This window comes from Acidimicrobiia bacterium (genome assembly GCA_035651955.1).
Classification (GTDB): domain Bacteria; phylum Actinomycetota; class Acidimicrobiia; order IMCC26256; family JAMXLJ01; genus JAMXLJ01.
Map to the genome: position 1 here is coordinate 1 of DASRES010000087.1, position 25449 is coordinate 25449.

Here is a 25449-nt window from a genome sequence, read left to right on the forward strand (position 1 = left end):
GAGTGGTCCTGGCCGTACTGACACGCAACCGAACGCTCGTCGCGCGCACGTTCGCGCTCGTCGTCTCACAAGTGTCAGGTGCGTCACGACGGAGGGGGAAAAACGTCCCTGGCGCGTGGACCGCGGTCGTCCTTACACTGCCCACGGGGACGAGGCGATGCCGACCGCCTCGGAAGGGGACCGTCACGGTGGGCTTGGACCGTCGGCGGCGCGCGCTCGCGCGCGCGTGCGAAGTGAAGGCAGGCACGATGCCGACGACGATCGACGCGACGGGCGGTGGCACCCGCACGCGTGTTGGGATCTGCGGAGTCGGGGCGGTCAGCGGCTACGGGTGGGGTCGCAAACGTCTTTGGGACGGGCTCGTCTCGGGGGAGTCCGCGGTGGTACCGCGTTCCGGATACGAGCGGGTGCTCGGTCACGACGTCGCCTATGCCGCGCTCGTGTCCGATGAAGGTCCGGACGGCATGAGCCGGTTCGCTGGCGCGTTGACGGGCGCGGTCGATGAAGCCGTACAGGACGCGCTCGACCGAGGTTGGCGTCCGGGACCCAACGTCGGCTTGATTCATGCGGTCGTGCTCGGCGAGGTCGACGGCTGGCACGACTTCTGGACGGTCAACGGCGGGCACGTCCGCCGGCGCCAATACCTGAGCTTGATGCCATCGACCCCACTCGTCGCAGTCATGCAGCAACACGATTTTCACGGCCCGACCATGGCGGTCACGGCTATGTGCGCATCCGGCAACGCCGCAGCGCTGACAGCGAAGCTGTGGCTCGACGCCGGGGTCGCGAGCGACGTCGTTGTCGTGGCTACGGACATCTCGGCCCGTCCGGAGAACATGCGCGCGTTCGTCGAGCTCGGCGCCGCAGTGGTCGACGCGCCCGCGCTCGACGTCTGCCGGCCATTCCAGGAAGGCAGTCGCGGGTTCATCGGTGGCGAGGCGTCGATCGCCTTCGTCATGTCGAGCGGCGGAGCGCCGTACCTGCGGCTCGCGGGCGGCGCGATGACGAACGACGGGTTCCACCCGATCGCGATCCAGCCTGATCTGACTCAGGTTCGTCGCGCATTCGACGGAGCACTCACCGATGCGGGCGTGTCGCCGCTCGACGTCGTCTATGTGAACGCACACGGCACGGGAACGGCGCAATGTGACGCCGCTGAGGCACACATCCTCGACACTGTGTTCACCGAGGCGGTAGGGATCTACTCGACAAAGCCACTGACCGGGCACTGTCAGGCTGCGTCGTCGGCGATCGAGCTCGCGGCGACGTGCATGGCGTACGAGACGGGAATCATCCCGGCGTCGCCCCGGGTCGCACCCGGTCACCCGCGCCTGTTGGACGGTCCGACCCTGCGACAGCCAGGGATCACCGTGAAGTCGTCGATCGGCATGGGCGGTCACAACGCGGTGGTAGTGCTCACTGAGCCGTAGGAGCGGGCCGACCCGGCCGATCAGGCCCTGCGGCAAAGAGCCAGCTCCTACGTCGTAGCGCCCGTCACGTGCCGAAACGTTCAACCCGGCCATGCGACCGGTCGATAGGACGTAGGTGGTCGCGCATGGCAGTGGGTACGGCGATGAAGACCGGGGGCGCCTTGGGCGCACCTCGGTCGAACGCGGAGCGGTCGACCTCGGTGCCTGCCACGGCCTCGCCATGCGTGTCGGCAGGATGGCGAGCTTTCTGTTCACAACCGCTGACGGCCACCTGACCTGGCACGGATCAGTCGAAGACGTCGTAGGGTCTACGCCGTCTGGCGATCGGGCATCAACGCTCGCGCCCGGTGCGGACGTCGGACGTTGGCTGGTTGACCCCGTGATCGCGGTCGTGTGCGCGGGCGCCCCGTGGACCGACTACGCGCTCGAGCGCGAGGTCGTCGACGCGGGCGGGAAGTCGCAAGTCATTGCGGTCAGCGCGGAAGCGGTCATGGCGGGCGAGTCCGTCGTCGGGTGTGTCGGCGTCGTTGCGAATGTGACCGATCCCCGTAAGACGGAGCAGGCGCTCAAGGAGCACATCGACCGCTACCGACTCCTGGTGGAGCTCAGCCCTGACGGCATCATGGTCCACCAGAACGGGATCGTCCGCTGGGGCAACACATCGGCGCTGCGTATGGTCGGGGCACCATCCATCGACGCGGTCGTGGGCGACCCCATGGTCAAGTACGTTCACCCCGACTCACTGCCGGGAGTGCTCGCCCGCATCGCCGAGATGCGCGAAGACGACGACTATTCGCAACCGGCGGAGCTGACGCTGGTCCGTCTCGATGGCGGCGTGCTCGACGTCGAATCCGTCAGCGTGCGAACGAGGTGGGAGGGCGAGCCCGCCTTCCAGGTCATCCTACGTGACCTGACCGAGCGCCGGCGCGCGGAGGCGAGCCTGCGATACCAGGCCAACCTCGTCCAACACGTGTCCGACGCGATCATCGGCGTCGACGGCGAGGGCGTCGTCGAGAGTTGGAACCCGGCCGCCGAGAAGACGTACGGCTTCACCGCCGAGGAGGCGATCGGCCGCCGGCTCGACGAGCTCGTCGGCGCGCCCGACGGGTTCGGGCGCGAGCCGATGGAGCCCCACGAGAGCGTGCACCGGCGCGCGGACGGCTCGCCGGTCGACGTGCGCGTGTCCGTCGCGCAGGTGCGGGACGTGCACGCCGTCACCGGTTCCGTGGTCGTGTGCGCGGACATCACCGAGTCGCGTCGCGCGGAGGCCGAGCGCCGCGCTGCGGACCAGCGCTACACCGCGGTGGTCGAGGCGCTCGAAGAGGGGATCATCGTCACCGACGACGCGGGTCGCGTGGCGGCTGCGAACCCGGCCGCCGAGCGGATCCTCGGCGAGGTCACGATCGGCGCCGACTTCTTCTCCGTGTTCTCCGGCGAACGGCTCGCGACGCACACCGACGGCCGGCCCTTCGACAAGGGCGACCACCCCGCCGCGGTGACGCTGCGATCGGGCGAGCCGGGCACGGGCGTCCTGATGGGCGTCGCGCGCGACGGACGCGACCGCCGCTGGCTGTCGATCCACTCGCGGCCGCTCGTCGCCGAGGGCGAGACCCGCCCCTACGGCGTCGTGTGCTCGTTCTCGGACGTCACCGAGCGGCGCAGCGCGGAGAACCAGCTGAGCTACCAGGCCAAGCACGACGCGCTGACGGGGCTGCGCAACCGGGCGACGTTCGTGGAGGCGCTCGAGCAGGGGCTCGCGCACGCCCGGCGGTCGGGCTCGACGGTCTCGGTGCTCTTCGTCGACCTGGACCGGTTCAAGACCGTCAACGACTCGATGGGGCACCTCGACGGTGACGAGGTGCTCGTCGCGATCGGAAAGCGGCTCCACGCCGCGACCCGCAACATCGACACGGTCGCGCGTCTCGCCGGCGACGAGTTCGTCGTGCTGTGCCTCGACCTGCCGAGCCCGGAGGCCGCGGAGCGGCGCGCCCAGGAGCTCGCGGAGCTCGTCGAGCAGCCGATCTCGCTCTCGTCGGGCCGGCAGGTCGTCATCACCGCGAGCGTCGGCGTGTCGTTCGTGCAGGGCGGTGTCGCGGACGCGGAAGAGGTGCTGCGCGACGCCGACGTCGCGATGTACCACGCGAAGCAGAAGGGGCGCGCGCGCGTCGAGCGGTTCGACCAGGCGCTGCGTGCCCAGGCCCAGCGACGGCTCGACATCGAGCGCGACCTGCGCATCGCGATCGAGGAAGGCCAGCTCGACGTCTACTATCAGCCGATCGCGTCGATGCTGTCGAACAAGGTCGTCGGCGTCGAGGCGCTCGTCCGCTGGAACCACCCGACGCGGGGCCCGATCACGCCGGGCGAGTTCATCCCGATCGCCGAGGAGACCGGCCTCGTGCTGCCGCTCGGCACGTGGGTGCTGGAGCAGGCCTGCGCGCAGATGGCCCGCTGGAAGGCGACGGTCCCGGGTGCGCACGCGATGCACGTGAGCGTGAACCTGTCGGGGCGCCAGCTCGGCGACCCCGAGCTCGTCGCGACGATCGCCGAGGCGCTGCGCAAGTCCGGTCTCGACCCCGAGTCGCTGTGGCTCGAGATCACCGAGTCGGTGCTCATGGACGACGCGGCCGGCGCGGCACGCACGCTCGCCGCGGTGCGCGCCCTCGGCGTGCACCTCGTCATCGACGACTTCGGGACCGGTTACTCGTCGCTCGCGTACCTGAAGCGGTTCCCGGTCGACATGCTGAAGATCGACCGCTCGTTCGTCGACGGTCTCGGCAGCGACCCGGAGAGCGAGGCGATCGTGCACGCGGTCGTCGAGCTCGCGCGGTCGCTCAACCTGACCGTCGTCGCCGAGGGCGTCGAGACGACCGACCAGCTCGCGGAGATCCGCCGCCTCGGCTGCACGATGTGCCAGGGGTTCCTCATCGCCCGGCCGGTGCCGGCGAACCAGGTCTCGTTCGAGATCGCGGTCCCCGCACCGCTGTGGCGGCCGCGCGACGTCGAGGCGGAGACGCCGGAGTCGTCCGGCCGCTCGAACCGCCGGCACGGCTGATCGGTCACCGCGCGCGCCATTGCGGCTCGCGTCCCTCGCGTGCCGCGCTCATCCCTTCGCGCGCGTCTTCGGTCGCGCCGGCGACGCGCCGCATCGTCTCGCCCAAGCGGACGGCGTCGAGCCACGGCAGCGTCCGTCCCCGGTAGGCCATCTCCTTCGTCGCTCGGACCGCCAGCGGCGCGGCGCGCACGAGCCGGTCGGCGAGCCGGCGCGCCGCGGGCATCAGCTCGGCCGCCGGGACGACGTCCAGCACGAGGCCGATCTCCTTCGCGCGCGACGCGCCGATCCGGTCGCCGGTCAGCAGCAGCTCGAGCGCGTGCTGCATCGGGACGCGGCCTGGGAGACGGATCGCGCCGACGATCGTCGGCACACCGAGCTTGACCTCCGGGAACCCGAACTCGGCCCGTTCGCTCGCGAGGACGAAGTCGCACGCGGTGACCGCGGTGAGGCCGTAGCCGAGGCAGTAGCCGTCGACCGCCGCGATCGTCGGCTTCCACAGCTCGAGACCGCTCTCGAACGAGTTGATCGTCGGGATCTCCCAGAACGACCCCGGCCACGCGCCCGCGGCACCGGCGCCGTCGTGGAGGTCGGCGCCCGCGCAGAACGCGCGGCCGGCGCCGGTGACGATCGCGACCCACGCGTCCTCGTCGTCCCGGAACCGCTCCCATGCCGCGTTCAGGTCACGCCGCATCTGCGCGTTGATCGCGTTGAGCGCGTCGGGTCGGTCGTACGTGATCGTTGCCACGTGCCCGTCGCGCTCGTACCGCACGGTGTCGCCCACGCCGGTCCTCCGCTGGTCGGGAACGGCGCCAGTGTGGCGCGCTACGGGCGCGTCGGCGCCCACGGCGCCGCGGCCTGCGCGACGAGCTGCGCGAACGCCACCTGTCCTGCGGGTGTCAGGTGCGGGCCGGGACCGACGTGCCACTCGGGACGGCCGGCGAACCGGCCGCTGAAGTCGACGATGTGGAGGTTCGACCACTGCTTCGCGGCCGCTTCCAGGTCGCGGTTCACGCGCGCCGCGTTGGCGGAGTCCAGCCGCCCCTCCTGGACGTTCAGCCACAGCACGTGCGGCACGTGCGCCAGCGCGTCCTTCATGGCGTCGATCGACGCCGGCACCTTCGCGCAGCAGACGTTCGGCGCGGTGTCGTTCGTCCCCAGCTCGACCACGACGACCTCGGGGAACAGGCGCTGCACGAGGCGGCGGGCCGCTCCCGGCCACCCGCCGTGCGTCCCACCCGCGATCGTCGAGCCCGAGATGCCCTGAACCGTGGGATGCCAGCCGGCTGCCGCGAGCGCGGCCTTCACCTCGCGCGTCGACTGCACGGTGATCGAGTCGCCGATCACGACGATGTTGGCCTTGACGGCCTCGTACCCCGATCCGCCGCACCCAGCGAGCGCGACCGCGCCGAGGAGACACGCGGCGGCGGCCGCGCCGGTTGCGAACCCGATCGTCGTGTGGGTGCTCCGCCGGCTCACGCGGGGAGCATTCCCTCGCGCGCGCCGTCGTCAGTCGAACCAGTCGAACGCGCCGTACGGATCGACCGTGCGCAGCACGCGCGCGAAGCGCAGCGACGATCCCGTGCGCGCGGTCGCGTCGGTGTAGAGGCCGCTCGCCGCGCCCGCGACCGCGGCCGGGTCGCCGTCGATCCACGCGACGTGGATCGTGCGGCGGGGCGGGTTCGCGGCCAGCGTGGTCGCAGCGTCCGGCATCGCCTCGAACCACCACACGCCCGCGACGCCGGGAGTCGCCACGAGCGCGGGACAGAGGACGTCGTCGGTGTGGCGCGCCACCTCGTCACCCCGACGCGGGTCGTCGACGTCGAGCAACGCGACGAGCACACCGCGGTGCGGTCGGTACGGCACGGCGTCGGGCGCGACGAGCGCGCGCGGGGCGACGTACGTCTTCACGAGCCGGAACGGACCGCCGAGCAGCGCGCGGCGATGCCGGTGGAACCGCCCGAGCGCTCGGAGCGCGTGGCCGAGCCCGAGGAACTCGCCGAGCGTCCGGTCGGCCGGCTCGGTCATGAGGTACGCAGTCACGTAGTGCACCGCGTCGAGCGCGTCGTCGTCGCCGACGCGCGCGATGTCGCGCGTCGCGACCCACCGCTGCCCCCACACGATCCCCGGCAGCGCGAGGTTCTCGGGCATGTGGTCGAAGAGGTGCCACTCGTTGTAGGCCGCGTGCTCGCGGGGCTCGGTGATCTCGGTGAACGAGAAGTACGCGAAGTCGACCTTCGGCGGCACGATCAGTCGGCCTTCGACTTCCCGCGCGCCTTCTGCGCACGCTTCCACTCGCGGACGCGGGCGAGCGACGACGGCGAGTCGACGTCGGCGACCGACCGCGGTGTGGTGTCGCCGAACGGGCGCGCGGCCTGCTCCCAACCTTTCGGCGCGACACCGAGCCGCTTGCCGAGGATCGCGAGGAGGATCTTCGCCTTCTCGTCGCCGTATCCGGGCAGCGCACGCAGCCGTTCGAGCACGGTCGTCGCGTCCGGCGCGCCCTTCCAGATCTTCGACGCGTCGCCGTCGTAGTGGTCGACGACGTGCTGCGCGAGCGCGTGCGCGCGCTTCGCCATCGAGCCCGGGAACCGGTGGAGCGCGGGCTTCTCCTTGAACCGCGCCTCGACCTCTTCCGGCGACAGCGCGGCCAGGGCGCGGGCGTCCAACGTGCCGCCGAGCCGGTCACGCAGCAGCGCCGGGCCGCGGAACGCCCACTCCATCGGCACCTGCTGGTCGAGGAGCATGCCGAGCAGGAGCGCGAACGGGTTGTCGACGAGCAGACGGTTCGCGTCGTCGTCACTCGTGATCGGGATGTCACGCTTCGGCCGCGGCACGGGGCGGCAGCCTAAGAGCGTGCGCCCTACAGGCGCACGCTCTCGATGTGGCCGCTCTCGGCGCTGTTGGCGCCAGGCCGCTTGGCCACGGCTCGCTGCTCGGTGGGATACCCGCCTCGCGGCCGCTCGCCTTGAGGCACACGCTCACACGTCCGGCAGATCGAGTGCGAGGTTCGGCTCCTCGAGCCCGCCGTCGACCTCGAACAGCTTGCCGGTGACGAAGCTCGACGCCGGCGACGCGAGATAGAGCGCGCAGAGCGCGATGTCCTCGGGACGGCCGAGGCGGCGCAGTGGTGTACGGCGCACCATCTCGTCGTGCAGCGTCTCGTTCGTCAGGACCGTCCCGAGCGCGGACGTCGCGACGGATCCGACGGCGACACCGTTGACGCGGATGCGCGGCGCGAGGTCCGCGGCCATGAGCCGCGTCATGTGCGACAGCGCGGCCTTGGCCGTCCCGTACGCGACGAAGCCACGGTCGCGCAGGCGTCCGATCGCGGACGAGATGTTGACGACCGCGCCCCCGCCGGACTCGAGCATGCGCGGCACCGCGTGCTTCGTGAGCGCGAACGCGGTCGTCACGTTGAAGTGGAACGCACGCTCGAGGTAGCCCTCCGACGTGTCGAGCAACGGGCGCGGCGCGGTGCCGCCGGCGTTGTTGACGACGACGTCGACACGGCCGAGCTCGCTGCTCGCGCGTTCCACGAGCTCGCGGAGCAGATCGGTGTCGTTCACGTCGCCGGGCACGACCACCGCGCGGCGGCCGGCGGCCCGGACGTCGTCGGCGACCTCGTCGAGCTGCTCCACCGTCCGCGCGGTCAGCGCCACGTCGGCACCGGCGCGCGCGTACGTCCGCGCGACCGCGGCGCCGATCCCCCGGCCGGCGCCGGTCACGATCGCCACGCGGCCCGTGAGCCGGAACGGTTCGAGCACGTCGTCCACGGGCGGGGGAGCGTACCGGGACGGCCCGGCCGGCCGGTTTGCGGGGTCCGCCGCCGCGGGCAGGAGTTCCCTGCGGCCGGCGACGGCCCGCGTGGTCGAGAGGGGGTGAGGGGATGCCGGTACACCGGGGCAAGGACCGGGTCGGGCCCTTCTACCAGTGGGGTGACCACGGGAAGCGGTACCGCTACGAGTCCGGCGACCGAGCCAGTCGTCAGCGCGCGAAGGACCAGGCCGCGCGCCAGGGCCAGGCGGCGCACGCCCACGGGTACGGCGGCTGACGGCTGGGGAACAGGCACCGCCGCCGCCGCGTTGTGCCAGGGAATCCGCCACGTGCGGCGAGCGACCGTCACGCCGAGCGGACCGGCCCCGTCCCCGGTTGTGACTTCCGCCGCGGTGCGGGCGAACATGGAACAAAGCGGCACGACCCGACGTTCCCCCTCGCGTGGGTCTCCCTGAGCCGTCGCCTCGTACGGACGGGCGACGGAGCTCGGGACACCGCACCCGCCGCGAACCCCCCGTCGCGGCGGGGCGATCAACTTGGAGGTTCATTGGCCCGGACGATCAAGCGAGCCGAACGCAAGGCGGAGCCGCAGGACGAGGACCTCGTCCGGCTCTACCTCGACGACATCGGCCGCCACGAGCTGCTCACGAAGGCTGACGAAGCCCGTCTCGCGCAGGAGATCGAGAACGGGCGGGCCGCGCGCGAGGCGCTGGCCCGCGCCGACAAGGCCCTGAGCCGGTCAGAGCGCGTCGAGCTCGAGCGCGCGGTGCGCCGGGGCGAGGCCGCGCGCCAGGCCTTCGTCAACGCGAACCTCCGCCTCGTCGTCTCGATCGCGAAGCGCTACCAGGCGTCGGGGCTCCCACTGCTCGACCTCGTGCAGGAGGGCAACCTGGGCCTGATGCACGCGGTCGAGAAGTTCGACTGGCGCAAGGGCTTCAAGTTCTCGACCTACGCCACGTGGTGGATCCGCCAGGCGATCCAGCGCGGCGTCGCCAACACGGCGCGCACCATCCGTCTGCCGGTCCACGCCGGTGACGAGCTCGCGCGGCTGCAGAAGACGCGCACCAAGCTCGAGGCCGAGCTCGGCCGGACACCCACGCTGCACGAGCTCGCCGAAGCGCTCGACACGCCCGAGGCGAAGGTCACCGAGCTGCTCCGTCACGCGGCCGAGCCGGTGTCGCTGTCGGAGCTGGTCGGTGAGGATGGCGAGACCGAGCTGGGCGACCTGATCGAGGACCGGTCCGCGGAGTCGCCGTTCGACGCGGCGGCCAGCTCGCTCCTCGCGAACGAGGTCGAGAAGCTGCTGTCGATCCTCGACGAGCGCGAGCGCGAGATCCTGCGTCTGCGGTTCGGTCTCGACCGCGGCGAGCCGCGCACGCCGGAAGAGGTCGGCGCGCTGTTCAGCCTGACGCGTGAGCGGATCCGTCAGATCGAGTCGAAGGCGCTCGCACGCCTGCGCCACCCGTCGGCCGACCGCGGCGCGCGGGAGCTGCTCGCGGGGTGACCCCGCGTCCGGCTCCGCACGCGTAGCCTTCCGCGGGAGTGGACGCGGTTGCGCTGGGTGTTGCGATCGGGCTGGTCGTCGTCGCGATCGTGGTGTTCGCCGCCGCGGCGCGTGTCGCGCGCGCCCGCCCACGCCTCGCGGACGCCGTCGAACCCGGCGACGGCGTCATCCGGCTCGACGCGCGGCGCGCCGTGGTCGCCCTCGACGACCGCGCCCACGCGATCCTCGGCTGGACCGCGGCCGACCTCGGCGAGCCCGGCCGGTTCGACGAGCGTGTGCTGCACGGCGACCGCAGTGCAGGGCGCCGCGACCTCGCCCGCGCGGACGGGTCGTCGACGCCCGTGGCGTACCGCGAGCTCCCGCTCGGCCGGTCCTGGGCCGCAATCGTGCGCGACCGCAGCGACGAGGTCGCGGTCGCGCGCCGAGCCGCGCAGGCCGACGAGCTGACGGTCACGACCGCCGCGGCCGAGGCGCGCGCCGCCGAGCTCGCGGAACGCGTCGACGCGCTCGAGTTCGAGCTGGCGCGCGATGCGGGCCGTCGCGCGCTGCCCGACGCGCTCTGGCGCCTGGAGCTCGTCCGTCAGCACCGCGTCGGTTGGGCGCGCGGCGACGCGCCGGGCGGCGACGAGCTCGCCGATCCGGTGCCTCGGCTCGAGGCCGCGCTCGCGGCCGAGCTCGAGCTGCTGCGCGAGGACGTCGGCACGTACGCGGAGCTCGAGGAGTGGACCGCGGACCCCGCGCTCGACGCGTCGCAGACGCTCGCGGTCCTCCGCGTCGTCCAGGAGCTCCTCGCCGCGGTCGCGAAGCGGGCCGACGAGCTCTCGGTCCGGGTCACCGCGCGCGACGACGGCGTCGCCGTCCGCGTGACGTGCGCGGGCTGGTCGGACACCCACGGCGCCACCCCCGCGCTCGACGTCGTCGAGGCCGCCGTCCGCGACCTCGCCGGCAAGGTCGAGCGTCACGAGGAGCAGGGCGCGCTCGTCGTCGACGTGTCGCTGCCCCGCGCCGAGGGCGACGTCGGGTGACCCGCGCTCAACCGGGGCTCGACGCGTCCAGGCTCTCGCGGTAGCTCATCGGCAGCAGCTCGATGAGCTGACCGTCCGGGTCGCGGACGAAGATGCCGACGCCGATGTCCGTGCCCTCGAGCACCTCGCCGCCGTGCTCGCGCACGCGGCGACACGTGTCCGCGATGTCGTCGACGCTCACCGACAGGTGTGTCAGTCCCGGCTCGTTCATCACGCGCGCCGGGCGCGCGACCGTCGCTTTGTCCGCGTAGTGGAGGAGCTCGAGGACGAGCCCGTCCCGGCGCAGGTAGCACGCCGTCATGCCGAGCGGCGGCGTGAGCCCGAGCAGCTTCGCCGACGCGTCGTCGGGCGGCGTGATCTCGCGCTCGACCTCGAAGCCGAGCACCTCCTCGTAGAACCTCCTGCTGCGCGGCAGGTCGGTGACGCAGTGCCCGACGTGGTTGAACGCGACGCCCGCCATGCGCGGATTCTACGGACCGTCCGTGCCGGCGCCCGTCGAACGCTCCGCGCGCGACCGGGACGGCGACGAGCGGCCGCGTACGATTCGCCGTCGTGCCCGCGTCTCGTCGAATCGTGGCGGTGCTCGTCGTCGCCACCGCGGTCACGGTCGGGACCGGCGTCGGCGCCCGCCTCGCGTGCTCCCGCCCGTGCATCAGCGACCTGCCGAGCCTGTACCGGTCGCGCGCGATCCGACCCGACGCGCCCCCGTACCTCGACCGCAACCTCGAGTACCCCGTGCTCGTCGGTGCCGCGTTCTACGCGGCGACGTTCGTGTCGTCAGGCGCCCGCTCGTTCTTCACGGTCACGGGCCTCGGCCTCGCCGTCCTCGCGCTGATCGGCACCTACCTGCTGGCACGCCGCGCAGGACGGCGCGCCTGGTACTGGGCGCTCGCGCCACCACTGCTGCTCTACGGCGCCGCGAACTGGGACCTGCTCGCAGTCGTCCCCGCGATCGCGGGCATCGTGGCGTTCGGCGAGGGTCTCGACGCGACGTCCGGCGTGATGCTCGGCATCGGTGCCGCCGCGAAGCTGTACCCGGGACTCTTCGTGCCGGTGTTCGTCGCCGCGCGTCTGCGCGATCGCGACGCGCGTGGCGCGCTCCGACTGCTGACGGGCGCGCTCGCCACCGTCGCGCTCGTCAACGTCCCCGTGCTCGCGGCATCACCGAGCGGCTGGCTCTACCCGCTGCGCTTCCAGTCGCGTCGCGACGCGACCTGGGGCAGCCTCTGGCACTACGTGCTCAGCCCTCCCGGCATCGGCGCGCTCCTCCCGGCGGGCGTCGCGCGCTCGCTCACGAACGGCGGCGCGGTGATCGCGGTCGTCGCCGGTGTCGCGGCGGTCAGTGTCCTCGTGTGGCGCGGGCGGCTCGACGCCGTCGTCGGTGCCGGCATCGCGACCGCGGTGTTCCTCGTGGCGAACAAGGTGTACTCGCCGCAGTACGACCTGTGGTTCGTCCCGTTCTTCGTCCTGCTCGCGGTGCCGTGGCGTGACTACGCGGCGTTCGTCGTCCTCGACGCCGCGGTGTTCGGGGTCGTGTTCGGCCGGCTCGGTCACCACTACCGCTGGACGGTGACGTGGGCCTGGTTCCTCGGCGCGCTCGTGCTCGCCCGCGCGCTGACGATGGCGTGGACGCTGCGTGACGCCCGGCCGCTGCCGCAGTCCCTGCCCGAGCCGCCCCGATCCGGCCCGGCGGAGGTCCCGGCCGGCGAGGCCGAGGTGTCCGTGGCGTGACGGTCGGGCCCGACCGAACGGGGGGCGGGAGCGCACGGGCGTCAACCCGGGCGCCCCGCGTGCCGATCAACGGTCGCGTGACGACCACGCGCCGGCGAGCGGCCGGCGGGCTGCGCGCGCGCCGGGTCCTGGCCGTGGTGGCCGCGGCGGTGCTCGCGTCGACGGTCGCGGTCGCCGCGATCCCCGGCTCGCCGGCCACCGCCGCGCCCAACCCCGCGTCGTCGGCCACTGGCGACAACACGCCGGCGGCACGCATCGCGACGCTCGGTGCCATCGCCGACGGCGCGGACGCGACGCTCGCCACCGCGGTCGCGCGTCGGAACGGTCTCGAGCACGACCTGACGCTCGCCGTCGAGGCGCTCGGCCAGGCGGAGGCCGCGACGGCCGCGCTCAACGTCGCGGCCGCGCAGGCGCAGGCGCGCTACGACGCGAGCCGCGCCGAGGTCGACAAGGTCGCGGTCGCGGCGTACATCGACTCCAGCTCCATGTCCGAGCTCGACCTGCTCGTGAACGCGAGTGACCCGCTCGAGGCGGGGCGCGCGCAGCAGCTGCTGTCGCGTGTCGACGACGAACGGCGGCGAGTCGTCGCGCAGGCGCGCGCGGACCGCATCGCCGCGAAGCAGGCCGCGGACGCGGCCGAGGCGGAACGCCGGCGGCGCCGCGACCGTGTGCACGAGCTGCAGGACCAGGTGCCGTCCGCGGTGACCGCGGTGACGCGGGCACAGGCCGCGGCGGCCGTCGCGCACACGCGGCTCGACCGCTGGCTGTCGATCCGCAACGGCACCGCGACGCCGATCCTCGGGCATTCCGTCCTCACCGGCGCGCAGCTCGCGGCGTGGTTCCGCTCCACCCGTCACCGCGCGCGTACGACGATCCCGATGGACCAGCTCGCCGGGCTGTACGTGTCGGAGGGAGCGGCCGAGGGCGTGCGCGGTGACATCGCGTTCGCGCAGTCGATCGTCGAGACCGGGTACTTCGGCTTCCCCGACGGCGGCCTCGTCGCGTGGACGGACAACAACTTCGCGGGGATCGGTGCGTGCGACAGCTGCGCGCACGGGCACGTCTATCCCGACGCGCTCACCGGCGTGCGCGTCCAGATGCAGTACCTCCACGTGTACGCGGATCCGACGATCACCGTCGCGCGTTTCGCGCACCCGCCCGTCGATCCGAACATGGACCAGAACTTCCGCAAGGGTCAGGCGCCGACCTGGGCCGGTCTGACGCACACCTGGGCGACCGCCGACGGCTACGGCGACGCGATCCTCGGCGTGTACGAGACGATCCTCGGCTGGGTCACCGACCACGATCCGAGCTGACCTGCGCCGGACGTCGCGCGGTTCGCGTTCAAGCCCGAGGCCTGTTCCCGCCGATAACGCGTTGGAGCGAGACCTGGGGGATTCGATGGGAACCACGCTCGAGGACCTGCGCGAGCAGATCCGCCGCGAGGAGCGTGTCGCCGGTCTGCGGGCCGACGGGCACGTCACGGACGCAGCGATCCAGCGGCGACGGCTGCAGATCGCGCTCGTCTCCGTCGTCGTGTTCCTCGGTCTCGTGATGACGACGCTCGTCGACGACCTCTGGGTCGACCTCAAGCGCAACTCGTCGATCGTCGACCCGACGTCCGCGCGCCTCGCGATGATCGTGTTCGCCGTCGCGTTCATCGCGTACGCGCTCGAGAAGGAGCGTCACCTGCGCCGTCTGACGACGCTCGGGCACGAGGCGCGCGCGATCAACCTCGAGCTGGCCGAACGCATCCTCAGCTCGGCCGCGCTCGCCGATGTGGAGCGCAACCTCGCCGGCTGCCTCCGGCTCGACGACGCGCTCCGTGTCGTCCTCGACGAGGCGCTGCGGATCGTCGTGGCGGCGACCGGGTCGGTGCAGCTCCTGACGGAGGACGGCGAGCTGCACGAGGTCGTGGCGCGGCCCGTCGACGGTGGTCCGCGTGTCGCAGACTCGCTCGTCGCGCAGGTCGCGCTGGCGCGTGAGCCGATGCTGCTGTCGGGTCCGGTGCCGCTGGAGGTCGACCCGGGGGCCAAGGCACGCGGCGACGCCGTGTCGTCCGTCGTGTGCGCGCCGCTCGTGCACGCCGACGTGCTGCTCGGCGTCTTGACGCTCGGTGCGCCGCCGACCGAGCGCTTCGGCGACGACGACCTCGCCCTCGTGCGCCAGTTCGCCGGGCGTGCCGCCGACGTGATCGCGCGTGCGCGGCGCTTCGAGGCCGCAGTGCTCATGGTCGACAAGCCCACCGATCTGCTCGCCGACGAGGTGCGGTCCGCGTCGAGCGCCATCCGCGACGTCGTGGCGGCCCTGCGGGACGACGCCGTCGCCCCGCAGGACCGCCTCGCGCTGCTCGCCGCGCTCGACGCCAACGCGCAACGCCTCCTCGGCGTCACCGCCTGACGATCAGCCGACGGCGTCGCTCAGCCGATCCGAGCGATCTGGAACGGCACATTCGCCGGGTGCGTCGAGAAGTAGCCGATGTTCACGCGCGACGCGGGAAGCGTGTGACCGTCACCCTGCAGCGCGAACCCGAGCCTCGGCGCGCACCTCGTCTGGAAGTCGACACCGTCGAGGTGACCGAAGTTCGTGAACACGAAGTGCAGCTCGTGGTGGTCGGGTCCGACCCAGGCGCGGTCGCCGCGCTCGTCGAGCACCCGCTGGAAGCGGATCTCGCCCGCGGTGGCGATCGTGCCGCTGTAGACCTGCACGTGGTCGTTGCTGTGCGTCACGCGCAGGTGCCAGCCGTCGTCGTCGTGCCACAGGTACACGCCGCCGGCGTCGCCCGCGTCGAGGCCCTTCGGGCGGCCCGTCGCGTAGAGCGGCCAGCGGTCGTCGCGGTTGACGTCGCACGTCTGTGCGGTGCTCGCGGTGCTCGTCCCGGTCGACGCGCTCGCCAGGACCGCCGGCGTGGCGGACGCGGCGGGCGCGTTCGACGAGCTCGGCGCGACCGTCGGCGCACCGCCCGACGCGGCCGCGGGGACCGCCAGCGCGACGCCGCCGGCGATCGCGAGCGCGGCGGCCGACGTGACGAGGGTTGACTTGATGCTCATGGCGTCTCCTCTCCTCCGGGGGGTTGGTTCGAGACGCCCGGGACGATGAGCCCCGACCGTTGCGGGCGCGTTCGCCGACCGTGAAGGACTCGTCAGGTCGTGTGAGGGAACCGTGAAGCGATCGGCCGAGCGCTTCCCATCGCGCCGGCTCGGGTCGACACTCGACGCATGGAGACCTCGACCTACGCACCCCACGCCGACGAGCACGACGCTCCCACGCGCTCCGGGATCCTCGTCGGGCTCGGGACGCTCGCCCTGTTCCTCGTGGCGCTCGCCGTCCGCGACGGCATCCTGTTCGGCCTCGTCGTGGCGGCCGCGATCTTCGTGCCGATCGAGCGGCTGTTCTCGCTGCACCCGCAGCACGTGTTCCGCGCCGGGTGGCGGACGGACGTCGTGCACTTCGTCGTCAACAACGTCCTGACGACCGTCGGGCTCGTCGTCGCGGTCGTCGCCGTCGGCGGCTCGCTGCACGCGGTCGTGCCCGACGGCGTGCGTACCGCGGTCGCCTCGCAGCCGTGGGCCGCACAGTTCGGGGAAGCGTTGCTCGTCACGTCGTTCGCGGGGTACTGGGCCCATCGCACGACGCACCGCGTCCCGTGGCTGTGGCGCTTCCACAAGGTGCACCACTCGATCCGCGAGATGGACTGGCTCGCGGCGGCGCGCCTGCACCCCGTGGACCAGGCGTTCACGCGGTCGTGCGTCGTGATCCCGTTGTACGTGCTCGGCTTCTCGCGCGCGACGTTCGGCGCGTTCCTCGTCTTCACCACGCTGCAGGCGCTGTTCATCCACGCGAACGTCCGGCTGACGTTCGGCCCGCTGCGCTACGTGCTCGCGACGCCCGAGTTCCACCACTGGCACCACGGCAACGTCGAGGCCGCCTACGACACGAACTTCGCGGGCGAGTTCCCGTTCGTCGACAAGCTCTTCGGCACGCTCCACCTCCCGCACCGCGAGTGGCCCGAGCGCTACGGCGTCGACGACGAGCTTCCGTCCGGCTACCTCCGCCAGCTCGCGTGGCCGTTCCGCAGCTCGTCGACGACTTCTGGGTGATCAGCGGGACGCGTCATCGCTCCTGCCCCAAAGGTCGTCGAAGGGCGTCGCGCACGACGCGGACGACGAGCTCGGGCCGCTCCCGAACCATGACCGCGGTGACGTGGACGAGGTGCCACCCCGCGGCGCGAAGCGCGTTCCGCCGGTGCGAGTCGTGCTCGATGCGTGCCCGGCCCGAGTGCCAACGCAGGCTGTCGAACTCGATGCCCACGTGCTCGTCGACGTACGCGAGGTCGAGGCGGAAGCGGTGACCGTCGTGCACGACCTCGTGCTGACGCGCCGGCACGGGGAGACCGTGCCTCACGAGCAGACGCGCGACGCGGACCTCCCACCCGCTCTCGCTCCGCGGGCCGGGCCGGCGCTCCGCGAGCAGCACGCGGAGCTGCGCGAGCCCGCGCCGTCCGCGCGCCGGGTGCTCGACCGCGTCCTCGACGGCCCGGGGCGTCGAGAGCTCGCGCCGGAATGCGTCCTCGAGCGCGAGCTCGAGTGCGTCGCGCCGGAGCACGCCGGCGAGGTCGATGAGCGTACGGGTCGCTGACGTGACCGGCACACCGCCGACCTCGTCGAGGTCGTCGTCGCACCAGAAGGACGTCCTGTGCACCGTCAACCTGTTCGACCGATGGTCGACGGTCTTGGGGACCGTGATGTCGATCCGGTCCGCCGACACGCCGTCGAGCCCCCACAGGACACCGGCCGATCGATGGGAGACGACCGCCCCGTGGCCGGCCCACAGGCACGCGGCCAGGCATTCCTGGCGCCCCGACCTCGGGACGCCGCCGATCACGTACACGCCCGGCAGGACCCGGCGCCAGCGTCCGGTGTCCACGCGGTGCCGGACCATCTCGGCCGACATGCCGACGAGGAGTGCCTGCCCGCGCGTGACGACACCGTGTTGGGCCTCGGCGAGGCGGGCGACCGCCGCGTCCGGGCGACCTCTGGGAGATCGCAGGTGCTCAGTACCGTTCATCCCCCAGAGATGACCACGGGGGTGTGACGGTCACGTCGCGTGCGGTCTCAGCGCGAACCGCGCCGCGAGGTACACGAACGCGGCGTTCGCGACGCCGAGCATCATCCCGGGGACGGCGATGCCGGAGTCCTTCAGCGCGACGCCGAGCACGAGGAGGACGAGCAACGCGACGAGCGCGGCGCGCAACGTCGGGACGCGCTGCTCGATCGCGGCGAGCGGACGCGGCGTCGCCCACGCGAGGAACGCGAGGAACAGCAGGATCCCGATCGTCATCAGCGTCCAGACCGAGTGTCCGAACGTGCCCAGGCTCTCGTCGGCCTTGCGGTGGATCACCAGCCAGAATCCGTGCCATCCCTCGTTGGCGACCTGCTCGAAGAAGCGCCCGACGTGCGTCCGGCTCGCGGCGGGCCGCGCGAGATCGACGAAACCGATCGCGACGCCGATGACGACGGCCAGCGCGCCGAGACCGAGCACCGTGCGCAGGTTCGGTGTCCGCCCGCTCAGCAACAGCAGCGCCAGCGCGAACACGGGCGCGGCCGCGAGCGAGCCGCCGAAGTTCTGGCCCCAGAACGGGGCTGCGACGACGACGAGCACGGCGACGAGCAGGCCGCACGCGACCGCGAACCCGCCGCGCCCGCGCCACCGCCACGCGACGAGACCAGCGAGCAGCAGCGCCGCCGCGGTGAGCTGCGAGTACGCCATGTTGCCGAGCCCGGCGACACGGATGCCGACGGTCGGCGTGTAGCCGAAGACCGAGTTCAGCTCGAGGTGCGCGCCGCTCAGCGCGTCGCCGACGTGCAGGACGACGAGGGCGCCGAGCGCGAGCAGCAGCGGGACGAGCGCCCCCCGGCGGCCGAGCACGATGCACAGCGAGCCGAACAGTGCCGCCGTGCCGACGAGGAACGCCCAGTAGGCCACGCTGCCGCGGGCGCTGAAGCCGAGCACCGGCGCGAGGTATGTCGCCGCGAGGAACCCGACGAGCGCGAGGGCCGTGATCTCGAGGTACGCGCCGACACGTGTCGCGCGTGTCGCGAGCGCGAGCACCGTCAGCGCGGCGAGGAACATCGACAGGGCGACGAACACCGCGGCGGCCGTCCCGAGCGTCGCGTCACGGAAGCGTGCTGCGCCGTTCGCGTCCGCCAGGAACGAGATGTGCTGGGCGAACGACCCGCCGGCCGACGCGTCGACCATCGGTCGCCCCTCCATCGTGTCCGGTCGCGCGACGCCCGCGAGCTGCAGCACCGTCGGCGCGACGTCGACGATCTGGACGAAGCCCGCGCGTCGTGTCGTGGACGAGCGCAGCAGGCCGGGCTCGACGCCGGGCGCGCGCAACGCGGCGACCGTCAACGCGAGATGCCCGGCCGGGTGGTACGGCCCGACGACGAGCACCGCGTCGCGACGCGGATCGACGCGTTGCAGCAGCCGGCCGACGAGCTGGTCGGCGCGCTCCAGCGCGTCTTCGCGCGTCACGGCGCGCGCGAAGTTCCCGAGCGTCGGGCGGGCGGCATCGGCGCGGGCGAGGTCGGATGCCTCGACGAGCACGACCGAGCGGTCCTTCCACACCGCGTCGAACGCGCGGAGCACCGCGGCCTGGTTCGTGCGCACGCCGAACGGTGCCGACGGGCTGCGTGTCAGCAGTGACTCGTCGACGACCCCACCGTCCACTTGTCCGGTGCTGTCCGCGAGCCCGAGGGCGGCCTCGCGGTGGAGCGTGACGGACGGCGGCCGCGGTCCGGGTTGGTCGGCGTTCGCGATGACCGCGGTGTGCCATCCCGCGCCGTGCAACGCGTCGGCGAGCGCGCCCGGGTGCGCGTCGAACAGCAGACGGGCGTTCCGAGCCGCGATCTCCGGTGCGCCGAGCGCGAGGACCGCGCCGTGAGGAGGGCGTCCCGTGCGACGCTCGAACGCGTTCGCCGCGGTGTCCGTCCCGAACCGCTCGCCCGGTCCGAGGGCGAGGCCGTCGGCGGTCGGGACGCCGACGACGCGCGTCCCCGCGCCGATCGTGCCGTAGCCGTCGCCCGGCGTCGTCTGCGAGGCGACCGAGCGCGTCGACAGGTCGGCGATGCCCGATCCGGCGAGGAGCCGGCGCAGGTTGGGCAGGTTCGCGTCGCGCACGTCTGCCCACGAGACCGTCGGCAACGAGACGACGAGCACACGCCGGACGGGCGCGGTCGTGGTCGCGCGGCCTGCGCCGGCGGGTGCCGCGGCCACCACGACCAGCACGAACGTCACGAGCGCGCTCGTGACGAGCACGCGGCGGCGGTTCATGCGCGGCCGCCGATCCCGACCGTGACGCAGGGTGACGGCATGGGCAAGTATTCGGGTGGCAGGCTCGGTGGTGGAGCCGCCAGGCGTGATCCCGAGCGGGTCGCGACCTGCGCGTCACAATGTCCGAGGCGACGACCGGGTGAGGGAGCCGCGTGGATTCCGGGACGGTGCTCCGCGCCGGGCCAGCGACCAGCGTCGAGGCGCGCGAAGGCGCCGGCGCGGCGGATCGCGGCCTGTCGCGCCCGTTCCGGCCGTGGCGCCTGCTCGCGTGCCTGCTCCTGCTGCTCGCCGCGCTGCACGCCGCGGGGTACGTCGTCGACGTCTTCAATTCCGACGAGACGTACCTCGCGACGCAGGCGCAGGTCCTCAACCACGGCGGCCGTCTCTATCACGACGCCGTCGACCGCAAGCCACCGCTCGTCCCGTACCTGTATGCCGTCACGTTCCGCGTCTTCCACACCAACGGACTCTGGACGGTACGCGTTCTCGCGGTGATCGCGGCCGCGCTCACGGCCTGGCTCGTCGCGATCGAGGCGCGCCGCCGGTACGGGGACCGCGCCGCATGGATCGCCGGGCTCCTGTGCGCGTTCGGCACGCTGCTGTTCGTCCCGCAGGACGGGCAGGCCGCGAACTTCGAGATCTTCATGCTCCCCGCGATGACGGCAGGCTTCGTCCTGGCGCGCCGCAAGCAACCAGCCGCGTCGGGCGCGGCACTCGCGGTCGCCACGCTCGCGAAGCAGACGGCGGCCGCGACGCTGCTGCCGGTGCTGTACGTCGTCGCGAAGACGAAGGGCAAACGTGGGGTACGCGACGCGCTGCTCGGGTTCGTCGTGCCGATCGCCATCGTGGCGTTGCTCGTCGGACCGGGCGAGCTGCTGTTCTGGGCCGTGCTCGGCAACGGGAGCTACATCGAGGTCAAGAACGCGTCGATGTTCGTCGTCGCGCGCTTCCTCGGGAAGACCGGCGCGTACGTGGGTGCCAACCTGCCGCTGCTCTGGGCGGTGCCGTTCACACTGCGCTCGCGCCGCGAGAACGCCGACCTGTGGTTGTGGCTCCTGTCGGGCGCCGTCTCCGTCGCGATCGGCTTCCGGTTCTTCGGCCACTACTACCTGCAGCTGCTCCCGCCGCTCGCGCTCCTCGCCACCGGCTTCCTCGCGCGGCGCCACGTCGCGTTCGCGGTCGGCACGATCGTGTTCGCGGCGATGATCGCTACCGGCTTCTCGATCGCCGCGTTCTGGGCCGACCGCATCGACAACGAGCCCGCGTACGCGCAGGTCAGCCGGTTCCTCGAGAGCCACACCCGCCCGCAGGACCGTGTCCTCGTGTGGGGTCACCTGCCCGAGATCTACTGGGCGTCGGGTCGCGAGCCGGCGACGCGGTTCATCACGACGGGGTTCCTCACGGGGCACTGGGGCGGGCGGCCGCCCCAGGAGGTCTCCCCGGACCTCGCGACGCCGGGCGCGTGGGCCGAGTTCTACCAGGACTTCGCGACGCATCCGCCCGAGTACCTGCTCGACACGTCGCCCGCGAAGGTGCGCGGCTCGCAGTACTACCCGATCGTCAACTACCCGAGCCTCGCCGCGCTCGTGGCGGACAACTACACGTACGTGCGGTCGATCGACAAGATCGGCGTGTACCGCCTGCACGCCACGCCGAGCAGCCTGCGCGAGCAGGCGCTGACGCTGGCGGCCGCGAGTTGATCCCCTCGCAGCGCGTGCCCTGGTTCCGCGAGCGGCGGCTCGCTCTCGCGCTCGCGATCCTCGTCGCCGCGCTGTTCGCCGGTCGCATCATCGGGTTCGTCGTCGACGTCCTGGGCATCCACGCGCTGCACGGGCTGTCGTCACCGGCGGCGAAGGTCGTCGGCGCGATCGGCTTCGTCTACTCGGTCATGCTGATCTTCGAGACGTTCAGCGGCGCGCGCGGCGCGACCGACGAGCGCGACGAGCGCGGCTGATTCACCCGGGGACGGGTCCGCACGGACAACGGAGGTTGGGATGGCTTCGGTCGAGGTTCCCGCGTCGGAGACGGTCGTGACGCATCCGCTGGAGCCGTTGAGCGCCGAGGAGATCTCGTCGGCGGTGGAGCTCCTGCGCGAGAAGCGTTCGCTGCCCGACACGGCGAGGTTCTCGTACGTCGCGCTGCACGAGCCCGACAAGGACGCGCTCGCAGCCTTCGAGTCGTCGGGCACGGAGGTCGACCGGTGCGCGGACGCGATCGTCATCGACCGCGCCACCGGTGTCGTCTCGGAGGCCGTCGTGTCGTTGACCGCGCGTGACGTCGTCTCGTTCGTCGACGTCCCCGACGTGCAGCCCGCGCTGCTGTTCGAGGACTGTCTCGAGGCGATCCTCGCGGTCAAGGAGGACGCGCGCTGGCAGGAGGCGATGCGCCGCCGCGGCATCACCGACTTCGACCACGTCCAGCTCGACCCGTGGCCCGCCGGGCGGTTCGGCGTCGACGTCGAGGACGGCCGCCGGCTGACCCGCGTCGTGTCCTACGTGCGCCACGGCGACGCCGACAACGGCTACGCGCACCCGATCGAGGGCGTGCTCGTCTACTACGACTTCCATGGGCACGAGGTGGTGCAGGTCGAGGACTTCGGGATCACGCCGATCCCGCACGAGTGCTCGAACTACGACGCCGAGAGTCTCGGCGCCCCGTTGCGCACGGATCGCAAGCCGCTCGAGATCACGCAGCCCGAGGGGCCGAGCTTCACGGTGGAGGGCCACGAGGTGCGGTGGCAGCGGTGGAGCTTCCGCGTGTCGATGCACCCGATGCACGGTCTCGTCCTGCACACCGTCGGCTACGAGGACGGCGGCCGTGTCCGGCCGATCCTGCACCGCGCCGCGCTGAGCGAGATGGTCGTGCCGTACGGCCACCCGAGCCCGATGCACGCGTGGAAGAACGCGTTCGACGCGGGGGAGTGGGGCCTCGGCCGGATGGTGAACTCGCTCGCGCTCGGGTGCGACTGCCTCGGTGTCATCCGGTACTTCGACGCCGTGATGGCGACCGAGACCGGTGACCCGTACGTCGTGGAGAAGGCGATCTGTCTCCACGAGGAGGACTACGGGATCCTGTGGAAGCACGTCGACATGCACACCGGCAACGTCGAGGTGCGCCGCCGCCGCCGGCTGGTCGTCAGCTCGATCCACACGGTCGGCAACTACGAGTACGGGTTCTACTGGTACCTGTACGAGGACGGCATGATCCAGCACGAGGCGAAGCTCACCGGGATCATGCAGACGATGGCCGTCGACCCGGGCGCGAACGGCGACGGGTTGCGCTGCGCGGAGATGGTCGCGCCCGGTCTCGCCGCGCCGAACCACCAGCACCTGTTCAACTTCCGTCTCGACTTCGACGTCGACGGCACGACCAACTCGGTGTACGAGGTCGACGTCGAGCCGCTGCCGACGGGTTCGGACAACCCGCTCGCGAACTCGTTCGTCACGAAGCCGACGCTGCTCGCGCGTGAGTCGGACGCGCAGCGGGTCGTCGACCCCGGGCGCAGCCGCACGTGGAAGATCGTCAACCCGCACCGCACGAACCGGCTCGGCCAGCCCGTCGGCTACAAGCTCATCCCGGGTTCCACGCCGACCTTGCTCGCGTCACCCGACTCGAGCATCTCGCGTCGCGCGACGTTCGCGACCAAGAACCTGTGGGTGACGCCGTACGCGCGCGACGAGATGCGCGCCGCCGGCGAGTACCCCAACCAGCACGCAGGCGGCGCGGGCCTCCCGGAATGGACGGCGCGCGACCGACCCCTCGAGGACACCGACGTCGTCGTCTGGTACACGTTCGGCGTCACCCACGTGCCGCGCCCCGAGGACTGGCCGGTGATGCCCGTGGAGTACGCGGGCTTCACGCTCGTGCCGGTCGGCTTCTTCGACCGCAACCCGAGCCTGGACGTCGCGCCGCAGGAGCACTGCGCCCACTGACCCTGCGAAAGATGCGGCACTGACATACGGAAGGCGTACGTCAGTGCCGCATCTTCTAACGTGAGCGCGATGCCCGACCCGTCAACACCCGACGACGAGCGCGCGCGCCGTCAGGCCGACGTCGACGACCTGCGCGCGCGCGGCGTCGATCCGTACCCGGTGCGCTTCGACCGTGACCGCACGCTCGCACAGCTGCGCGACGAGTTCGGCGGGCTCGGGCCCGGTGAGGAGACCGGCGTCGAGGTCCGCGTCGCCGGCCGGATCATGCTGCTGCGTCGGCAGGGGAAGCTGACGTTCGCGACGATCCGCGACCGCGACGGGTCGGTGCAGCTGTTCGTGTCGCGCGCCGTGATCGGCGAGGAGGCACACGAGGCGTTCGACCGCCTCGACCTCGGCGACTGGGTCGGCGTCCACGGCACGGTGATGACGACGAAGAAGGGCGAGCTGTCGGTCAAGGTCGAGTCGTTCGTGCTGCTCGCCAAGGCCGTGCGCCCGTTGCCCGACAAGTGGCACGGGCTCACGGACGTCGACACGCGCTTCCGCCAGCGCTACGTCGACCTCGTCGTCAACGAGGACGCGCGGCGTGTCTTCGCGATCCGCAGCGCGGCGATCACCGAGATCCGGCGGTTCCTGACCGAGCGCGGGTACGTCGAGGTCGAGGGGCCCGTCCTGCAGCTGGAGGCCGGCGGTGCGAACGCGCGCCCGTTCGTCGCGCACCACAACGCGCTCGACCTCGACCTGTTCCTGCGCGTCGCGCTCGAGCTGCACCTCAAGCGGCTGATCGTCGGCGGGCTCGAGAAGGTGTTCGAGATCGGGCGCGTGTTCCGCAACGAGGGCGTCGACACCAGCCACAACCCCGAGTTCACGATGCTCGAGCTCTACGAGGCGTTCGTCGACTACCGCGAGATGATGACGCTGACCGAGGAGCTCGTCGCGTCGGCGGCGCGCGCCGCGCTCGGCACGACCGTCGTCCCGCTCGCGGGGCGCGACGTCGACCTCGCGCCCCCGTGGCCGCGCGTCGCGATGCTGGACCTGATCGAGAAGCACGCGGGCGTGCGCGTCCACCCGTCGCAGCCCGTCGACGAGCTGCGCGTCACGCTCGAGCGGCTCGGTCTCGGGTACGACCCGGCCTGGGGATCGGGTCGGCTCGTCGTCGAGATCTACGACGAGCGCGTCGAGCCCGAGATCGTCGAGCCGGTCATCGTCACCGACCATCCGCTCGAGGTGTCCCCGCTCGCGCGCGTCCACCGGGACGACCCCCTGCTCGTCGAGCGCTTCGAGGCCGTCGTCGCCGGACGCGAGCTCGCCAACGCGTTCAGCGAGCTGAACGACCCCGTCGACCAGCGACGCCGCTTCGAGGAGCAGGCCCGGCGGCGCGCCGCGGGCGACGAGGAGGCGGGCGGCGTCGACGAGGACTACGTGCGCGCGCTCGAGTACGGCATGCCGCCCACCGGCGGGCTCGGCATCGGGATCGACCGTCTCGTCATGCTGCTCGCCGGCGTGACGTCCATCCGCGAGGTCATCCTCTTCCCGACCCTGCGTCCCGAGCCCCGTACCTGAGCCGCCCTCCCCCGCCCGGTTGGTACACAAGTCGCGCTCAGGACCGCGAGTTGTGTACCAACGCGCCGCTCCGGGAGGGGTTGGCGGCGCGCACCGGGCGTGCGAA

22 protein-coding genes are annotated in these 25449 nt (G+C 72.2%); 13 read left to right on the forward strand and 9 right to left on the reverse strand.

The annotated features are described in order from the left end of the window. Positions 1 to 248: 248 nt before the first annotated feature. Together VFC33_19030 and VFC33_19035 are read left to right on the forward strand one after the other, a co-directional pair. A complete protein-coding gene (locus VFC33_19030) occupies positions 249 to 1430 on the forward strand; it encodes a beta-ketoacyl synthase N-terminal-like domain-containing protein (protein HZR15338.1) in 1182 nt (393 codons plus the stop codon). A 379-nt stretch (positions 1431 to 1809) separates the two neighbouring features. Next, on the forward strand, positions 1810 to 4482 hold the full coding sequence (locus VFC33_19035) for an EAL domain-containing protein (GenBank protein HZR15339.1): 2673 nt from the start codon (positions 1810 to 1812) through the stop codon (positions 4480 to 4482). A gap of 4 nt (positions 4483 to 4486) precedes the next feature. On the opposite strand, the gene VFC33_19040 is transcribed toward VFC33_19035, so the two are convergent. The 5 genes from VFC33_19040 to VFC33_19060 all read right to left on the reverse strand — a co-directional run bounded on the left by VFC33_19040 (position 4487) and on the right by VFC33_19060 (position 8255). Beyond that, complete coding sequence (locus tag VFC33_19040; GenBank protein HZR15340.1) at positions 4487 to 5263, reverse strand: enoyl-CoA hydratase-related protein; 777 nt, start codon at positions 5261 to 5263, stop codon at positions 4487 to 4489. A 41-nt stretch (positions 5264 to 5304) separates the two neighbouring features. Then, positions 5305 to 5958 (reverse strand): GDSL-type esterase/lipase family protein, encoded by a 654-nt coding sequence (locus VFC33_19045; protein ID HZR15341.1) that lies wholly within the window; start codon positions 5956 to 5958, stop codon positions 5305 to 5307. Positions 5959 to 5988: 30 nt separating this feature from the next. Then, positions 5989 to 6726, reverse strand: coding sequence for a hypothetical protein (locus VFC33_19050; GenBank protein ID HZR15342.1), 738 nt, complete (start codon positions 6724 to 6726; stop codon positions 5989 to 5991). 2 nt (positions 6727 to 6728) lie between these two features. After that, positions 6729 to 7316 (reverse strand): HhH-GPD-type base excision DNA repair protein, encoded by a 588-nt coding sequence (locus VFC33_19055; GenBank protein HZR15343.1) that lies wholly within the window; start codon positions 7314 to 7316, stop codon positions 6729 to 6731. Positions 7317 to 7460: 144 nt separating this feature from the next. Continuing rightward, positions 7461 to 8255, reverse strand: coding sequence for an SDR family oxidoreductase (locus VFC33_19060; protein HZR15344.1), 795 nt, complete (start codon positions 8253 to 8255; stop codon positions 7461 to 7463). 113 nt (positions 8256 to 8368) lie between these two features. On the opposite strand from VFC33_19060, the gene VFC33_19065 reads away from it, so the two are divergent. The 3 genes from VFC33_19065 to VFC33_19075 all read left to right on the forward strand — a co-directional run bounded on the left by VFC33_19065 (position 8369) and on the right by VFC33_19075 (position 10785). Next, complete coding sequence (locus VFC33_19065; GenBank protein HZR15345.1) at positions 8369 to 8533, forward strand: hypothetical protein; 165 nt, start codon at positions 8369 to 8371, stop codon at positions 8531 to 8533. Between the two features lie 270 nt (positions 8534 to 8803). Then, on the forward strand, positions 8804 to 9760 hold the full coding sequence (locus VFC33_19070; GenBank protein ID HZR15346.1) for a sigma-70 family RNA polymerase sigma factor: 957 nt from the start codon (positions 8804 to 8806) through the stop codon (positions 9758 to 9760). A 38-nt stretch (positions 9761 to 9798) separates the two neighbouring features. Further along, positions 9799 to 10785, forward strand: a complete 987-nt coding sequence (locus VFC33_19075; protein ID HZR15347.1) for a hypothetical protein — start codon at positions 9799 to 9801, stop codon at positions 10783 to 10785. 7 nt (positions 10786 to 10792) lie between these two features. Here the strand turns inward: VFC33_19075 and VFC33_19080 are convergent, their stop codons facing one another. Further along, positions 10793 to 11245, reverse strand: coding sequence for a VOC family protein (locus VFC33_19080; protein ID HZR15348.1), 453 nt, complete (start codon positions 11243 to 11245; stop codon positions 10793 to 10795). Between the two features lie 92 nt (positions 11246 to 11337). On the opposite strand from VFC33_19080, the gene VFC33_19085 reads away from it, so the two are divergent. The 3 genes from VFC33_19085 (at position 11338) to VFC33_19095 (ending at position 14916) form a co-directional block, all read left to right on the forward strand. Beyond that, complete coding sequence (locus VFC33_19085) at positions 11338 to 12516, forward strand: hypothetical protein (protein ID HZR15349.1); 1179 nt, start codon at positions 11338 to 11340, stop codon at positions 12514 to 12516. Between the two features lie 77 nt (positions 12517 to 12593). Further along, on the forward strand, positions 12594 to 13832 hold the full coding sequence (locus VFC33_19090; protein HZR15350.1) for a glucosaminidase domain-containing protein: 1239 nt from the start codon (positions 12594 to 12596) through the stop codon (positions 13830 to 13832). An 85-nt stretch (positions 13833 to 13917) separates the two neighbouring features. Continuing rightward, positions 13918 to 14916, forward strand: a complete 999-nt coding sequence (locus VFC33_19095; GenBank protein ID HZR15351.1) for a GAF domain-containing protein — start codon at positions 13918 to 13920, stop codon at positions 14914 to 14916. Positions 14917 to 14936: 20 nt separating this feature from the next. On the opposite strand, the gene VFC33_19100 is transcribed toward VFC33_19095, so the two are convergent. Beyond that, a complete protein-coding gene (locus tag VFC33_19100; protein HZR15352.1) occupies positions 14937 to 15566 on the reverse strand; it encodes a hypothetical protein in 630 nt (209 codons plus the stop codon). Between the two features lie 168 nt (positions 15567 to 15734). On the opposite strand from VFC33_19100, the gene VFC33_19105 reads away from it, so the two are divergent. Continuing rightward, positions 15735 to 16616, forward strand: coding sequence for a sterol desaturase family protein (locus tag VFC33_19105; protein ID HZR15353.1), 882 nt, complete (start codon positions 15735 to 15737; stop codon positions 16614 to 16616). A 13-nt stretch (positions 16617 to 16629) separates the two neighbouring features. On the opposite strand, the gene VFC33_19110 is transcribed toward VFC33_19105, so the two are convergent. Then, positions 16630 to 17583: a type IV toxin-antitoxin system AbiEi family antitoxin domain-containing protein gene (locus tag VFC33_19110; GenBank protein ID HZR15354.1), complete on the reverse strand. Its 954-nt coding sequence runs from the start codon at positions 17581 to 17583 to the stop codon at positions 16630 to 16632. Positions 17584 to 17613: 30 nt separating this feature from the next. Next, positions 17614 to 19851 (reverse strand): hypothetical protein, encoded by a 2238-nt coding sequence (locus VFC33_19115; GenBank protein HZR15355.1) that lies wholly within the window; start codon positions 19849 to 19851, stop codon positions 17614 to 17616. Positions 19852 to 20003: 152 nt separating this feature from the next. Here VFC33_19115 and VFC33_19120 point away from each other — a divergent pair, with 152 nt between their 5' ends. From VFC33_19120 to lysS, 4 genes are all read left to right on the forward strand, one after another. Then, positions 20004 to 21551 (forward strand): glycosyltransferase family 39 protein, encoded by a 1548-nt coding sequence (locus VFC33_19120; GenBank protein ID HZR15356.1) that lies wholly within the window; start codon positions 20004 to 20006, stop codon positions 21549 to 21551. Positions 21552 to 21565: 14 nt separating this feature from the next. Further along, on the forward strand, positions 21566 to 21805 hold the full coding sequence (locus VFC33_19125; GenBank protein HZR15357.1) for a hypothetical protein: 240 nt from the start codon (positions 21566 to 21568) through the stop codon (positions 21803 to 21805). A 40-nt stretch (positions 21806 to 21845) separates the two neighbouring features. Beyond that, entirely contained in the window at positions 21846 to 23783 is a 1938-nt protein-coding gene (locus VFC33_19130; GenBank protein ID HZR15358.1) for a primary-amine oxidase, read from the forward strand. A 69-nt stretch (positions 23784 to 23852) separates the two neighbouring features. Beyond that, positions 23853 to 25343 (forward strand): lysine--tRNA ligase, encoded by a 1491-nt coding sequence (gene lysS, locus VFC33_19135; GenBank protein ID HZR15359.1) that lies wholly within the window; start codon positions 23853 to 23855, stop codon positions 25341 to 25343. Positions 25344 to 25449: the final 106 nt, after the last annotated feature.